This is a genomic window from Halomonas ventosae, from assembly GCF_004363555.1.
Lineage (GTDB): Bacteria > Pseudomonadota > Gammaproteobacteria > Pseudomonadales > Halomonadaceae > Halomonas > Halomonas ventosae.
In genome coordinates this window covers 1-14469 of record NZ_SNZJ01000022.1, presented here as the reverse complement: position 1 = coordinate 14469, position 14469 = coordinate 1, and the positions used below count along the sequence as shown (strand labels likewise).

The following is a 14469-nucleotide window of genomic DNA, read 5'->3' as shown; positions in this document are numbered from 1 at the left end:
CCGGAAGGGGATGAGTCGTCACGCATCGCGGCACCGGGGCTCACTGCCCCGCCACCAGGCGCGCCACCGCCCGCTCGAGACGCGCCATGCCCTCGGCGATATCGGCCTCGGGGATCACCAGCGAGGGCGCCATGCGCAGCACGTTGGGGCCGGCGATCAGCGCCATCAGCCCCTCCTCGAGGGCCAGCGGCAGGATGTCCTTGGCCCGCCCCTCGTACTCCGGGGCCATCTCGGCCCCGATCAGCAGGCCCATGCCGCGAATCTCGCGGAACACGCCATGCTGACGGTTAATCGCCTCGAGGTGCTCGCGAAAGAGGTCATGGCGCCGCTTGACGCCCTCGAGCACCTCCGGGGTGTCGATGAATTCCACGGCGGCCAGGGCCACGGCCGAGGCCAGCGGGTTGCCGCCGTAGGTAGAGCCGTGGGTACCGATGGCCATGGCCGGGGCCACCCGGTCGGTGGTCAGCATGGCGCCCACCGGGAAGCCGCCGCCCAGCGACTTGGCGCTGGTCAGGATGTCCGGGGTCACGCCGTACTGCTGGTAGGCATAGAGTGAGCCGGTGCGGCCCGCCCCGGTCTGCACCTCGTCGAAGATCAGCAGCGCATCGAAGGCGTCGCACAGGTCGCGCAGCCCCTGCAGGAAGGCGGGGTCGGCGGGGATGATGCCGCCCTCCCCCTGCATCGGCTCGACCATCACCGCGCAGGTGTCGTCGTCGATCAGGTTGCGCACGCTGTCGAGGTCGTTGTACTGGCCATGGACGATGCCCCCCGGCACCGGCCCGAAGCCCTGGGAGTACTTGGGCTGCCCGCCGACGCTGACGGTGAAGAAGGTGCGACCATGGAAGGACTGCGAGAAGGAGACGATGCGGTGCTTGTGCTCGCCATGGTGGTCATGGGCCCAGCGCCGCGCCAGCTTGAGGGCCGCCTCGTTGGCCTCGCCACCGGAGGAGCAGAGATAGACCTTGTCGGCGAAGGTGCGCTCGACCAGGCTGCGCGCCAGCTTGAGGGCCGGCTCGTTGGTATAGACGTTGGAGAGGTGCCAGAGCCTGTTCGCCTGGGCCGTCAGGGCCTCGACCAGCACCGGATGGCAGTGCCCGAGGCCGTTCACGGCGATGCCGCCGGCGAAGTCGATGTACTCGCGGCCCTCCTGGTCCCACAGGCGACTCCCCTCGCCGCGCACCGGGACCGCCTTCTGGGGGGCGTAGTTGGGCACCATGTAGTGGTCGAAGTCGGCGCGGGTCGGGGTCTGGCTCATGTCGCTCTCCATTCCTGGCATGACGGATCAACTATCATTCGGGTCAACTGACTCTCGAGTATAGGGAGCGCCGGCGCGGGAGGCTTTCAGCAATGGGACGGCGAGTTGTGTAAAAGGGAGCCGCCGTGCCGCCCCAGGCGCGCCACAAGATGGAGTAGGCTGGAGAGCCCCGCCGACGAGGAGTCCGAGATGTTCAACACCACGGCCTGGAACCGGATCCGCTACGGGCTCTATGCCCCGGTCTATGACCTGGTGGCCGAGCGCGCCTTCCGCGGGGCCCGTCGAACGGCACTGGGCCAGGTGACCTGGCAACCCGGCATGCGGGTGCTGCTGGTCGGCGCCGGCACCGGGCTCGACCTGCCCTGGCTGCCGCGGGACATCGAGCTGCACGCCTCCGACCTCTCCCCGGCCATGGTCAGGCGCCTCGCCCAGCGCGCCGAGGCGCTGGGCCGGGACGTCCAGGCCGAGGTCATGGACGCCGAGCGCCTCGACTACCCCGACGACCACTTCGACGTGGTGGTGATGCACCTGATCCTCGCGGTGATGCCCGACCCCGCCAAGGGGCTCGCCGAGGCCCGGCGGGTGCTGAAGCCGGAGGGCCAGCTCTGCGTGATGGACAAGTTCCAGGCCGACGACCATCCGGCCGGCCTGGCCCGCCGCGGCCTCAACGCCCTCACCTCGGCCATCGCCACCGACATCACCCGCCAGGCCCGGCCGCTGCTGGAGGCGGCCGATTTCTTCATCGAGCAGGACACGCCGGTGATGATGGGCTCGCTGTTCCGCGCCCTGCTGGCCCGCCCCGCCTGATCAGTCGGGACGGGCGACCCGCTGCCGGGGCGGCGCGATGGTGCACCAGACGCCGGTGATCACCACCAGACTGCCGACCACCTGCACCGGCAGGATGTGGTCTCCCAGCCACCACCAGGCCCCCAGCATGGTGACGACCGGCAGCAGGTTGAGGTAGACCGCGGCCCGGGTCGGGCCGATGTCGGCCAGGGCGCTGTTGTAGAGCAGCAGCGCCACCACCGAGGGGAAGATGCCGAGATAGCCAAGCCCCGCCAGCTCGGCGCTGGAGAGCCGCGGCACCACCTGCCAGGCCCCCTCCAGCAGGGCGATGGGTGCCAGCGCCAGGTTGGCGATCACCAGCATCACCAGCAGCCCCCCGTAGCGCGGGAAGTGCGCCATGTGCTCCTTGACCAGCAGCGAGTAGCCCACCCAGACCAGCACCGCCAGCAGCATGATCAGATCGCCCGGGTTGACCCCGCCGGGCACCAGCTCGGCGCCCTCCCCGGCGGTGATGACCACCACCGCCCCGCCCAGGGAGACCACCACGCCGAACCACTGCAGGGGCCGGAAGCGCTCACCTAGCAGCAGCACACTGAGCAGCAGGGTCGCCACCGGGATCAGGCTCTCGAGGATGGCGACGTTGGTCGCTGAGGTGAATTTCAGCGCCGAATAGATCAGCGCATTGAAGAAGGCCACCCCGGAGAGCGCCAGTCCCAGCAGCGGTCGCCAGTGCCGCCGGAAGACCGGCCAGCCGTGCCGGGCCTGGTGCCAGCCGAGCGGCAGCATGACCACCAGGGCGATGGCCACCCGGCCCAGCGAGATGGTGAAGGGCGGCAAGTCCGCCAGCGCCTTGCCGACCAGGATGTTGCCGGAAAAGATCGTCACCACCAGCAGCAGGAAGAGGTGGGGCCGCAGCGAGCTCATCGGGCCTCCAGGGCGTAAGGGGGTCAGGCCAGCCGCTCCTCGCGGGGCGTGATGCCGAAGTGATTGCGGTAGGCGGTGGAGAAGTGCGCCGCCGAGGAGAAGCCGGTCTGCAGGGCGATCTCGCCGGCGGGGCGGTCGCTCTCGCGCAGCAGGCGGCGCGCCTGCTGCAGGCGCAGGTCCAGGTAATAGCGGCTGGGCACCGCCTGCAGGTACTTCTTGAACAGTCGCTCGAGCTGGCGACGGGAGATGCCCAGGTGTTCGGCCAGCTCGTGGGTGGTCAGGGGCTCCTCGATATTGGCCTCCATCAGCGCCACCGCCTCGGCCAGGCTCTCGGGGGCATGGCCGAGGCGCGAGCGCAGCGGGACCTGCTGGGGCTCGTCGCCCATGCGGATGCGTTCCAGCACGAAGTGCTCGGAGATGCGCTCGGCCAGCCGGGGGCCGTGCTGGCTGCCCACCAGGGTCATCATCATGTCCATGGCGGCGGTGCCGCCACCGCAGGTCAGGCGGTCGCGGTCGATCTCGAAGAGCTGGCGGGAGAGGCGCACGCGGGGGAAGGCCTCGGAGAAGGCATCGAAGCGCTGCCAGGGCAGCGTCGCCCGGTAGCCATCCAGCACCCCGGCCCGGGCCAGCACCTCGGTGCCACCGCCGATGCCGCCCAGCAGCACGCCCGCCCTGGCTAGCCGCTGCAGCCACTCGATCAGGGGCCCGGGGACGCTGCCGGAGAGCGGGCCCGGCGCGCACACCAGCAGCAGGTCCAGGGGCTCATCCACCTCATTGATGCCCGCCTGGGGCATCAGCGCCTGCTGGGAGGCGCTGGCCACCGGGCCGGCGGCGCAGGCGAAGGTGGTGAGGCGATAGAGGGTGCGCCCCTCGAGGCGGTTGGCCACCGCCAACGGCTCGGTGGCACAGGCCTGGGCCAGCAGCGAGAAGCCGGGCAGCACCACGACACCGACATACCGCGTCGGTGACGCCGGACGAAGGGATGCGAGAGGCTCGGGCATGCGAATCTGGCCTTGGGTGGATGCCGGGGGCTGGTCAAAGCCCCCATCTTACCCAAGGCCAGGAAGATCCACAGCCCCGCCGAGAGGAGAGGCCCGCGCGACTGCCGCCTACTGGGCGTTGCCGCTCAGCAGCAGCATGGCGGCCGCGAGGATCCCGATCAACACGATGACGATGGGCAACACCCGGTGCAGCCCGTGGGGGGACTCCTTCGCCTCGGGCTGGTCCTCATCCGGCTCGGGATGCTCGAAGTCCTCGGGCTGGCTGACCTCCTTGAAATGCTGCAGCTCCTCTTCCGGCGTCTTGCTCTCCCGGGTATCCATGGCACACCTCCATTGGCTGGAACCGGCGTCCCGCGCCCCTGGCAGTGGCCAGAAACGTGGGCTCCTACAGGTTCACGACATCGAAGTCCGCCACCGGGTTCACATCGGCGTCGTAGTCGACGTCGTCGCGCTCGAAGCCGAACAGCTTGAGGAAGTCGTGCTTGTACCCCGCATAGTCGGTGATCTCGAAGAGGTTCTCGGTGGTCACCTTCGGCCACAGGTCCTTGCACGCCTGCTGGACGTCATCGCGCAGTTCCCAGTCGTCCAGGCGCAGGCGGCCGGCCTCGTCGGTCTCGGCGCTGCCCTGCCCTTCACCAAGGTACAGGCGCTCGCCGAAGAGGCGGTTGAGCTGGTCGATGGTGCCCTCGTGAAGGCCCTTCTCCTTCATCACCCGGTAGACCATGGCAATGTAGAGCGGCATCACGGGGATGGCCGCGCTGGCCTGGGTCACCACCGACTTGAGCACCGCGACGTTGGCGCCGCCGCCGCTGGCCGAGAGGCGCCTGTCGATCTCGCCGGCGGCACGGTCCAGGTCCTCCTTGGCCTTGCCCAGGGCCCCGTGCCAGTAGATCGGCCAGGTGATCTCGGTGCCGATGTAGCTGAAGGCCACGCTGCGCGCGCCCGGCGCCAGCACGCCGGCGCGGTCCAGGGCGTCGATCCACAGCTCCCAGTCCTCGCCGCCCATCACCGCCTTGGTGTCCTCGATCTCCTGCTCGGTGGCGGGCTCGACCTCGGCCTCGATGATGGCATCCTTGTTGGTGTCGATGGCGGTGGCGCGATAGGTCTCGCCGATCGGCTTGAGGCTGGAGCGCTTGAGCTCGCCGCTGTCGGGCAGCTTGCGCACCGGCGAGGCCAGCGAGTAGACCACCAGGTCGACCTGGCCCAGGTCCTGCTGGATCAGCTCGATGGCCTTCTCGCGGGCCTCGTGGGAGAAGGCGTCGCCATTGATCGACTTGCTGTAGAGCCCCTCGGCCTTGGCGAACCGGTCGAAGGCCGCGCTGTTGTACCAGCCCGCGGTGCCCGACTTCTTCTCGGTGCCCGGCTTCTCGAAGAACACGCCCAGGGTGTCGGCGCCGTAACCGAAGGCGGCGGTGATGCGCGCCGCCAGGCCATAACCGCTGGAGGCACCGATCACCAGCACCTTTTTAGGCCGCTGTTCCTCGTCACCCCGGGCCTTGTCCAGGCCGCGGGCACGGGTCGCCTCGATCTGCTCGAGCACGTTCTTCTCGCAGCCGACGGGGTGGGTGGTGGTGCAGATGAAACCGCGTACCTTGGGCTTGATGATCACGTCAGACCTCGTTGTTTTCCGGCGGGCGGGACAACCGCTCCCGTCCGCATGGGGGAATATGAATGCGCCGGATGGCTGGATCGAAGGGACAGTGGGCGACATTCTAGCGGCCCCGGCGGCGGCTGTCCGCCCTTGAGGCCGTCGCATGGCTGGTGCAGGATGCTCGTCCCGGGCAACGAGTGTGGCAGGAGGGTAGCGATGGATGCACAGACGCTGGTCGACGAACGCGGCGAGCTGTGGCTGGCACTGGCCCCGCTCTGGCTGGAGCGCGAGCCCCGCGAGACCGACTATGCGCGCATGGTCGCGGTCATCCAGCGCCACGACCTGACCGTGCGCGAGCTGGAGTGGGTCTTTCGCCTGGAGCTTGCCCCGGTGCTGGCGCGCCACCAGATGTCGGTGGCCGGCGAGTGGCGCTCGTTCGACGACTACAAGCTGATGAAGCAGCTGGTGGCCCACAACCTGCGACTCAACGGCTGGCGGCGCAAGAGCTGGGCGCTGTTCTCGGGGCTGACCACCATGATGACACGACATCGCTGGAACGAGCTGATGGGACGGGTGCTGGTCGAGCGCGGCGAGATGCCCTGACCACGACCCATGATGCCCCGACTCGACCATAGGGCTGGAACGAGCTGATGGGGCGGGTGCTGGTCGAACATGGCGAGATGCCCTGACATTCAGGGCTCGTCCAGGGCCTTCTCCAGCGCCTCGCGCAACGCCACCTCGCCATCGCGGGGGGAGAAGCGACGGATGACCCGGCCATCCCGGCCGACCAAGAACTTGGTGAAGTTCCACTTGATCATGCCGGTCCCCAGCACACCCGGCGCCTGGCGCTTCAGTTCGACGAACAGCGGATGGGCACCGCGGCCGTTGACCCGGACCTTCTCCATCAGCGGGAAGGAGGCCCCGTACTCGTGCTCGGCGAAGTGGCAGAAGTCCAGCGCCGACTCCGGCGACTGGCGGGCGAACTGGTTGCACGGAAAGCCCAGCACGGTGAAGCCCCGGTCGCGATAGCGGCAGTAGAGGCGCTCGAGGTCACGCAGCTGGGGCGTGAAGCCGCACTGGCTGGCCACGTTGACGATCAGCAGCACCTGGCCACGCAGGGCGCGGAGGTTGAAGGGCTCGCCGCTCTGGGTGCGGCATTCGTGGTCATGGATGGACATGGCTCGGGCTCGCTCTCTGACCCACTACGATGACACGCCGGCCCTTCACGCGCCAGCCCCGCCGGAGCCACGCCGCCGCCTCGGCAGCCGGCGGCGCACCTCGGCCACCCGTTGCGCCAGCCGACGTCGACGCTGGCGCCGCTCGGCCTCCCCGAGGGGCGCATAGGCCAGCCGCTCGAGGTCCCGGGCACACTCCTCGACTGCCCGCCCTGCCGGCCCGGCCCGGGGCGCGATGCGCCGCAGGTGGGCGGCGGGGGACTCCCCGGCGTGGGCCGCCAGGCCATGCCGGGCCAGCCAGGCCTGCAGGCTGCCCACCAGCCATCGCTCGTCACGCCGGCGCCTGTACCGATGCCAGCCTCGCTGGACCAGCAGGGCAAGGACCGCCGCCACGACCAGCACCACCACCACGCCCAGCGCGGTGGTCACGGCACCGCGGCCGGGCAGCAGCGCATCCAGCCGGGTCCAGGTCTCATGCCACCAGCCGGCCAGCCGTGCCATCAGCGAGCGGCGCGACTCGCGCTGGTAGCCGACCACCCCGCGCTGCCAGCGGTACTCCAGGCGCTCCCACTCCAGGCGCAGCTGGTTCACCCAGCCCACCTCGCGCATGCGCAGCGGCGAGAAACGGGCATCCGCCAGGAAGGCCTCGGCGCCATCATCGACCGCCTGGGCGCCCTGCTCGATGCGCTCCGGGGCGATGACCGCGGTGGGGTCCAGGCGCCGCCAGGCACCGTCGCGCCACACCTCCACCCAGGCGTGGGCATCATAGTCTCTGACCGTGAAGTGGCCATCCGGGTGCCGCTCGCCGCCCAGGAAGCCCGCCACCACCCGCGCCGGGATGCCCGCCATGCGCGCCATCACGGCGGCCGCCGAGGCGTAGTGGGTGCAGTAGCCGGCCTGGCTGTCGAACAGGAAGTCATCGACGCGGTGCTCGCCGACCAGCCGGGGCGGCGAGAGCGTATAGCGATAGGGGGCCTCGCCGAAGCGCGCCATCATCGCTGCGAGATAGGCGTCCGGGTCGCCGTCGCTCTCGCGCCACAGCCGCCCCGCCAGGGCCCGGGTACGGGGGTTGGCGCCGTCGGGCAGCAGGCGGTGCCAGCGTGACCCGGCGGGGTCCGGGTAGAGGGGCGGCGCCCCGCTGCTGGCGAGCCTCAGCAGGCTGCGAGAGCTCAGCGGGGTCAGCCCTTCGAGGGTACCGTCGGCCAGGAAGCGCTGGCGGCTGTCGCTTTCCAGCGGCGTGCCCAGCGAGGGTCGCCAGGGGCGGCTGTCGGGCTCGAGCAGCAGCTCGGCGCTGAAGCGCGCGCCTTCCTCCGCCTGCCAGGGGGAGCGCGCCGCCTCGCGGACGAAGGCATCGACCGGGCGCTCCAGGGCGACGGCCAGCTGGTCCGGCGTGGCTCGCGACCAGCGGATGCCGTCGAAGTGCGACAGGGTGTAGACCCGCCAATAGCGCTCGTCGGGGACCGGTTCGCGCCCCTCGAAGCGGGCCCGGAAGGCCCGCGCGTCGCTGCGCGACAGCTCGGCGATGTCGCCCGGGGAGATCTCGTCGGTCAGGCCGGTGGCGGCCCGGTCCATCTGGGGCATGCTCCACAGCGGCCCCAGGCGCGGGAAGACGACGAACAGCAGCGCCATCAGCGGTGCCGAGAGCACCAGCAGCCAGGCCGTTTCCCGCCAGGCCTGGCGCAGCCCGGTGGCACCTGAGAGCCACACCAGCGACTGCAGCAGCCAGGCCACCGCCAGCAGCGCCCCCGCGGCCATGGGAATCCCCTGGTCATGCAGGAAGGCCACGGCCGTGGTCACCAGGCCGATCACCACCACCACCCGGGCGTCGCGCCGGTCATGGGTCTCGAGCAGCTTGAGCAGGTAGACGCCGAGCAGCAGGCCGACCAGCCCGTCCATGCTGCCCAGGGTGCCGAACTGCAGCCACAGCGCCAGCACCAGCCCGCCCACGGCGGCCAGCCGCAGCAGGATGCCGGCACGCGGCAGGCCGCGACGCAGCTGCACGAGCCGATAGCCGGCCACCGCCAGGGCCAGTGCCACCAGCCAGGCCGGCATCCAGGCAAGGTGCAGGGCCAGCACCAGGCACTGGCCGATGAACAGCTGGCGCAGCATCCCCCCGCTCAGCCCCCGGCCATCCGCCAGCACGGCCGGGACCGCCGGCCTGGCGGGACGCGGGGCGCTCATGCCCCACCCTCCGGCCGGGTCGCCGGGAAGCGTGCCAGGGCGTCCAGCGCCCGGCGCCGCTGGGCCTCCCCCTCGCCCTGGGGCAGGGTAAAGCCCGGCAGCCTGAGGCCATAGCGGTCGCCGGCACGGTGGTGGGCCAGCACCCGGGCACAGAGCACCGAGAGGCGCCGCTCCGGGTCACCGCGACAGGCGGCGTAGTCCAGCCACAGCTGGCGGCGCGGAGGGGCGCTGAACGCCTTGGTGGCGAGCACGCCGGTACGGCTCCACTGCTTCCAGGCCACCCGCCCCGGGCTGTCGCCGGGCTGGAAGCGGCGCAGCCCCGCGAAGTCGCTGGCCTCCAGGCCAGCCCCGACGTGGCGCACGGCTGGCTCATCCTCCTCCACCGGGTGCGGCCACACCAGCAGCTCGGCATCGTGGCGCACCCAGGCCACCACCCGGACCAGCCCCAGCGGCCAGCGGGTCTCGAGGCGCAGCCAGGGCAACGCCTGGACCCCGCGCCGGGGCGTCGGCAGGGCCAGCTCGGTCTCGCCGAGGCCATCGACGATGTCCACCCGTCCCCGGACGCCGTCGCAGCGAAGCTCCAGGGCCGTGCGGTCGCGGCGCGCCTTCAGCACCACCCCCAGCCGCGCCTCGCCGCCGGCGAAGGCCTCGCGGGGCAGGCGCAGCCCCGGGGTGACGCCGAGCAGGTTGAGCCAGCCACGCAGCAGCACCACCACGCCGACGCTGAACAGCCAGAAGGCCAGCCCGTAGGCCAGGCTGTTCTGGTAGTTGATGCCGAACAGCAGCAGCACCATGACCAGCACCGCCCAGCCCAGGCCGAAGCGGGTGGGGAGCAGGAACAGTCGACGCTGGGGCAGGGGGTGATCCATCGAGGCGGCGAGGCGACGCAGCCACCAGTGGCGCAACCGCCCGGCAGGGCGGGGGCCGGAGGTCGCCGCGGTGGCCATGTTCACCCCATCACCGCCACGCGGGTCAGCAGGTGGCGGGCCAGCGCCTCGCCCTCCTCCCGGGGGCCGCTGCTCAGCCGGTGGCCCGTCACCGGGATCCAGACCGCCTGGACGTCCTCGGGCAGCACGTGGTCGCGCCCCTCGAGCAGCGCCCAGCCCCGGGCCGCCTGGAGCAGGGCCAGCACGCCCCGGGTGGAGAGTCCCCAGGCGAGCTCGGGATGCTCGCGGCTGGCCGCAGCCAGGGCCTGGACGTAGTCGAGCAGGGCGTCGGCCACATGGACCCCGTCCAGCCGCGCCTGCCAGTCGCGCAGGCGCTCGGCGTCGAGCAGCGACATCAGCGCCTCGAGCTTCACTCGCCCGGCCCGGCCGCGCAGGATCTCGCGCTCGGCCCGGGGATCCGGATAGCCCAGCGAGAGGCGCATCAGGAAGCGGTCGAGCTGCGACTCCGGCAGCGGGAAGGTCCCCGCCTGCTCCTGGGGGTTCTGGGTGGCGATCACGAAGAAGGGATCGGGCAGCGCCCGGGTCTCGCCCTCCACGGTCACCCGCCCCTCCTCCATCGCCTCGAGCAGCGCGCTCTGGGTCTTGGGGGGGGCCCGGTTGATCTCGTCGGCCAGCACCAGGCCGTGGAAGACCGGCCCGGGATGGAAGCAAAAGCGCGCCTCCCGCGGGTCGAACACCGAGACCCCCAGCACGTCGGCGGGCAAGAGGTCACTGGTGAACTGCAGGCGCTGCATGTCCAGGCCCGTAACCCGTGCCAGCGCCTGGGCCAGGGTGGTCTTGCCAAGCCCCGGCAGATCCTCGATCAGCAGGTGGCCGCGAGCCAGCAGGCAGCAGAGCGCCAGGCGCACCTCCCGCGACTTGCCGAGCACCACCCCCTCCAGGGCGGCGAACACGGCCTCCAGGTCAGAGAGTCGCTCCGGCCGGTTCATCGCCCCGCCTCCAGTTCGCCGCCGGCCAGCAGGGCCTCCACCGCCTGGCGGGTATCCGGGGTGACGCCCTCCAAGGCCAGGGCCTCGTGGGGCGGCAGCCAGAAGGCATCGGCCACCTCCTCGGCCTGCAGCGTCAGCGGGCCGTCGTGGTCGACCAGGAAGAGGCTGCCGAAGATGTGGTTGCCGCCCACGTCATGGACGAACCCGCCCAGGTGGCGCAGCGGCGCCCCCCGGATGCCGAGCTCCTCGGCGAGCTCGCGGCGGGCCGCCACGTGGACCGCCTCGCCGGCCCCCACCACCCCGCCGGCGGCGAGGTCCAGCCCGCCAGGGAAGACCTCCTTGGTCAGGGTGCGACGCTGCACGCAGAGCTCGCCGCGGCGGTTGCGCACCACCACATAGGTGGCCCGGTGCCAGAACCGGAAGCGGCGCATGGCGGCCCGGGGGGCGCTGCCGCAGGGGCGGTTGCGGGCATCCACCAGCTGGATCTGCTCATCGGCGATATGCGGCTCGGCCGGCGGTTCGGGAAGGGAAGCATCGGCGCTCATGGGGGACTCCCGGGGGAAATGCCTTCAGCCTACCCAGTCACGGCGGCAGCGTCACGCCGTGCGTTGACCGCTCCCGGGGCGACGACCATGCTCATGACAGGCCTCTATCGCGGAGCCCGATCATGCCCGACCCCGCCCCCCGCACCCGGCTGGCTACCCACGAGGTGACCAACCAGCCCTCGCCACCGAGCGACCGCGACCTGCTCGCCGGGGATGCCCCGCTGCAGGAGGCCCTGGCCCGGGAGGCCCCGGAGTGGGTCGCCAGGCGTCTCGCCCCGCTGGGTCGCGAGGCCGGCAGCGCCCGGGTCCAGGAACTCGGGGAGACGGCCAACCGCCACCCGCCCGAACTGCGCCTCTTCGACCGTCATGGGCGCCGCCTGGACGAGGTGGCCTACCACCCCGCCTACCACGAGCTGATGCACCTGGCCATCGACCATGGCTGGCATGCGGTGGCCTGGCAGGAGGAGGGGGCCGGCGGCCACCAGGCGCATGTGGCCGCCCTCTACCTGCTGACCCAGGCCGAGCCCGGCTTCTGCTGCCCCGTCACCATGACCCATGCCGCCCTGCCGGTGTTGCGCCAGACGCCTGCCGTCGAGGCGCACTGGGCGCCGGGGCTGCTGGCCTGGGACTACGACCCGCGCCTGCTGCCCGCAGGCGAGAAAAGCGGGCTGACCTTCGGCATGGCGATGACCGAGAAGCAGGGCGGCAGCGACGTGCGCGCCAATTCCACGCGAGCCGAACCCTCGGCGGACGGCTGGCGGCTGACCGGTCACAAGTGGTTCTGCAGCGCCCCCATGTCCGATGCCTTCCTGACCCTGGCCCGCACCGACGAGGGGCTCTCCTGCTTCCTGGTGCCCCGCGTCACCGCGGAGGGCGAGCGCAACGCCATCGAACTGCAGCGCCTCAAGGAGAAGTGCGGCAACCGCGCTAATGCCTCGGCGGAGATCGAGTACCGCGGCGCCCGGGCCGAACTGGTGGGCGAGCCCGGTCGCGGCATCGCCACCATCCTCGAGATGGTCCAGCAGACCCGGCTGGATGCCGCCACCGCCCCGGTGGGCATGATGCGCCAGGCCCTGGTCGAGGCCTGGGGGCATGTCCAGGAGCGCCATGCCTTCGGCCGGGCGCTGGCCGAGCAGCCGCTGATGCGGGTGCTGCTGGCCGACATGGCCCTGGAGGTGGAGGCCGGCCTGGCGCTGGTGATGCGCACCGCCCGGGCCTTCGATGGCGCCGCGCGTGGCGACGCCGGGGAGCGGGCCCTGTCACGACTGCTGCCGACCCTGGCCAAGTACTGGCACAACAAGCGCACGCCGGGCTTCATGGCCGAGGCCATGGAGTGCCTCGGCGGGATCGGCTACGTGGAGGAGGCACCGCTGGCGCGGCTCTACCGCGAGGCGCCGGTCAACTCGATCTGGGAGGGGTCGGGCAACGTGATCTGCCTGGACTTGCTGCGGGTGCTGGGCCGCCACCCGGAAGCGCTGGCGGCGCTGCAGGCCGAGTTCGCCGCGGTGCGCGGCCAGCAGGTCGAGCTCGACCGCGCCCTGGCCGGCCTGGATGCCGAGCTGGCCGCCCCGCCCGCCTCGCTGGAGCCGCGCGCCCGCTGGCTCGCCCAGCGGCTGGCCCAGTGCCTGCAGGCCGCCCTGCTGTTGCGCCATGCTCCCTCGGAGGTGGGCGAGACCTTCTGCCGCTCGCGGCTGGGTGACGAGGCCGGACCGGCCTACGGGGTGCTGTCCGGCGATGCGCCGCTGGCGGCGCTGCTGGCGCGCATCGGCGATTGAGCACCGGCCAGCGCCAGGATCTCCGCGGCGGGCATGGGCCGCGCCAGGCCGAAGCCCTGCACATGGGTGCAACCGTAGCGCTCCAGGTGGCCCAGGCAGGCGAGATCCTCGACGCCCTCGGCCACCACCCGGATGCCCAGCCGGCGCCCCAGCAGGGCCACCGCCTCGACGATGGCGGCATCCTGGGCATCCTCGAGCAGTCGGCTGACGAAGCTGCGATCGACCTTGAGCTCGCTGATCGGCAGCAGCTGCAGACGGGCCAGCGACGAGAAGCCCACCCCGAAGTCATCCACCGAGACCTCCAGGCCCCCCAGGTGCAGGCGGGCCGCGACCTCGCTGCCGAGCAGCTCGTCCTCCATGGCGGCGGTCTCGGTGATCTCCAGCACCACGGGGGCATCGCCCGCCGAGCAGCGGGCCTCGCTGACCAGGGAGAGCAGCTCCGGGCACATCAGGTCATCGGCGGTGACGTTGACCGACAGCGACAGGGAGAGGCCGGCCCGGCGCCAGCGCGAGGCATCCTCCAGCGCCAGCTGCAGCACGCGGCGGGTCAGGTGGCGGTTCTGGTCGGGCGTCAACAGCGGCAGGAAGCGACCGGGCACCAGCAGGCCCGCCTCGGGGTGGGCCCAGCGCACCAGCGCCTCGACGCCGCTCAGCCGGCCACTGGCCAGCTCGAACTGGGGCTGGTAGTGGAGGGTGATCTCCTGGCGGGCGAAGGCCCGGTCCAGCTCCTCGATGCGACAGGGGGGCGTGGCGGCAGGGAGATCGCCCGGGGGATGGGCCGTCCCCAGGGCCTCGAGGCACTCGCGCAGCTCCATGAGTCGCATCGGCTTGTCGAGCGAGGCCAGCATCTGCAGCCCCAGGGCCTGGCCGAGCCGCTCGGCGATACGCACGATCTTGCGCTCGACCCCGCTGAGCAGCAGCACCCGGCCACGGTAGCCGCACTCGGCCAGCCGGCGCAGCATGGAGATGCCATCCTGCTGGCCGAACTCCAGGGCCATGATGACGAGCTGCGGGCGCCGCGCCATGACCTCGCCGATCAGGTGCTGGCCGTGCCGGCAGTAGCGGGACTCCATGCCCAGGGTGCGCAGCTGCAGCGACAGGGTGGCGGCGGCATCGGGATCCTCCTCGAGCACCACCGCCAGCCGCTGGGCCTGCATCGTCAGATCATTCATCCAGGAAATTCCCACCAGGGCACTAAGCTTCAGCGTATCAGCAAAACGCCTGGATCACCGGGACAGGAGCATGACGCACATCAACGCACTAGCTGTGATCTCTCGGTAGGTTGTTCATCCGGAGCCTACCCGGAAGACTGGAGATGCGAACCAACCAACCTCTCCAGGAGGCCCGGATGAACACCCAT

Annotated in this window: 14 protein-coding genes; 3 read left to right on the top strand and 11 right to left on the bottom strand. The window is 71.4% G+C overall.

The window, feature by feature from the left end; genetic code table 11:
- Positions 1–40 precede the first annotated feature (40 nt).
- On the bottom strand, positions 41–1255 hold the full coding sequence (locus DFP85_RS16060; protein ID WP_133637446.1) for an aspartate aminotransferase family protein: 1215 nt from the start codon (positions 1253–1255) through the stop codon (positions 41–43).
- Between the two features lie 189 nt (positions 1256–1444).
- Between DFP85_RS16060 and DFP85_RS16055 the strand changes: the two genes are divergently transcribed.
- Positions 1445–2062, top strand: coding sequence for a class I SAM-dependent methyltransferase (locus tag DFP85_RS16055; RefSeq protein ID WP_133637445.1), 618 nt, complete (start codon positions 1445–1447; stop codon positions 2060–2062).
- Here DFP85_RS16055 and DFP85_RS16050 read toward each other — a convergent pair whose 3' ends face one another.
- The 4 genes from DFP85_RS16050 to fabV all read right to left on the bottom strand — a co-directional run bounded on the left by DFP85_RS16050 (position 2063) and on the right by fabV (position 5575).
- On the bottom strand, positions 2063–2965 hold the full coding sequence (locus tag DFP85_RS16050; RefSeq protein WP_133637444.1) for a DMT family transporter: 903 nt from the start codon (positions 2963–2965) through the stop codon (positions 2063–2065).
- Between the two features lie 23 nt (positions 2966–2988).
- The gene (locus tag DFP85_RS16045) at positions 2989–3966 is read right to left on the bottom strand and encodes a GlxA family transcriptional regulator (protein ID WP_208108529.1); all 978 of its coding nucleotides are present in this window, start codon (positions 3964–3966) and stop codon (positions 2989–2991) included.
- Positions 3967–4074: 108 nt separating this feature from the next.
- The gene (locus DFP85_RS16040) at positions 4075–4287 is read right to left on the bottom strand and encodes a hypothetical protein (protein ID WP_133637443.1); all 213 of its coding nucleotides are present in this window, start codon (positions 4285–4287) and stop codon (positions 4075–4077) included.
- A 64-nt stretch (positions 4288–4351) separates the two neighbouring features.
- Positions 4352–5575 (bottom strand): enoyl-ACP reductase FabV, encoded by a 1224-nt coding sequence (fabV, locus tag DFP85_RS16035; protein ID WP_133637442.1) that lies wholly within the window; start codon positions 5573–5575, stop codon positions 4352–4354.
- Positions 5576–5773: 198 nt separating this feature from the next.
- On the opposite strand from fabV, the gene DFP85_RS16030 reads away from it, so the two are divergent.
- Positions 5774–6160 carry a DUF7079 family protein gene (locus tag DFP85_RS16030; protein ID WP_133637441.1) on the top strand — a complete coding sequence of 129 codons (387 nt, stop codon included), beginning with the start codon at positions 5774–5776 and terminating at the stop codon, positions 6158–6160.
- A gap of 89 nt (positions 6161–6249) precedes the next feature.
- Here DFP85_RS16030 and DFP85_RS16025 read toward each other — a convergent pair whose 3' ends face one another.
- The 5 genes from DFP85_RS16025 to DFP85_RS19235 are packed head-to-tail and all read right to left on the bottom strand — an operon-like array spanning position 6250 to position 11334.
- Positions 6250–6735, bottom strand: a complete 486-nt coding sequence (locus tag DFP85_RS16025; RefSeq protein WP_133637440.1) for a glutathione peroxidase — start codon at positions 6733–6735, stop codon at positions 6250–6252.
- A gap of 45 nt (positions 6736–6780) precedes the next feature.
- Positions 6781–8913, bottom strand: a complete 2133-nt coding sequence (locus DFP85_RS16020) for a transglutaminase TgpA family protein (RefSeq protein WP_133637439.1) — start codon at positions 8911–8913, stop codon at positions 6781–6783.
- Positions 8910–9866 carry a DUF58 domain-containing protein gene (locus DFP85_RS16015; protein ID WP_133637438.1) on the bottom strand — a complete coding sequence of 319 codons (957 nt, stop codon included), beginning with the start codon at positions 9864–9866 and terminating at the stop codon, positions 8910–8912. Before DFP85_RS16015 ends, DFP85_RS16020 begins: the two co-directional genes overlap by 4 nt.
- Positions 9863–10789, bottom strand: a complete 927-nt coding sequence (locus tag DFP85_RS16010; protein ID WP_133637437.1) for an AAA family ATPase — start codon at positions 10787–10789, stop codon at positions 9863–9865. The genes DFP85_RS16015 and DFP85_RS16010 overlap by 4 nt, the downstream gene beginning before the upstream one ends.
- Positions 10786–11334, bottom strand: a complete 549-nt coding sequence (locus DFP85_RS19235; RefSeq protein ID WP_133637436.1) for an NUDIX hydrolase — start codon at positions 11332–11334, stop codon at positions 10786–10788. Before DFP85_RS19235 ends, DFP85_RS16010 begins: the two co-directional genes overlap by 4 nt.
- Positions 11335–11456: 122 nt before the next feature.
- Here DFP85_RS19235 and DFP85_RS16000 point away from each other — a divergent pair, with 122 nt between their 5' ends.
- The gene (locus DFP85_RS16000; RefSeq protein WP_133637435.1) at positions 11457–13109 is read left to right on the top strand and encodes an acyl-CoA dehydrogenase family protein; all 1653 of its coding nucleotides are present in this window, start codon (positions 11457–11459) and stop codon (positions 13107–13109) included.
- Here DFP85_RS16000 and DFP85_RS15995 read toward each other — a convergent pair.
- Complete coding sequence (locus tag DFP85_RS15995; RefSeq protein WP_133637434.1) at positions 13049–14281, bottom strand: EAL domain-containing response regulator; 1233 nt, start codon at positions 14279–14281, stop codon at positions 13049–13051. The genes DFP85_RS16000 and DFP85_RS15995 overlap by 61 nt on opposite strands.
- Positions 14282–14469: the final 188 nt, after the last annotated feature.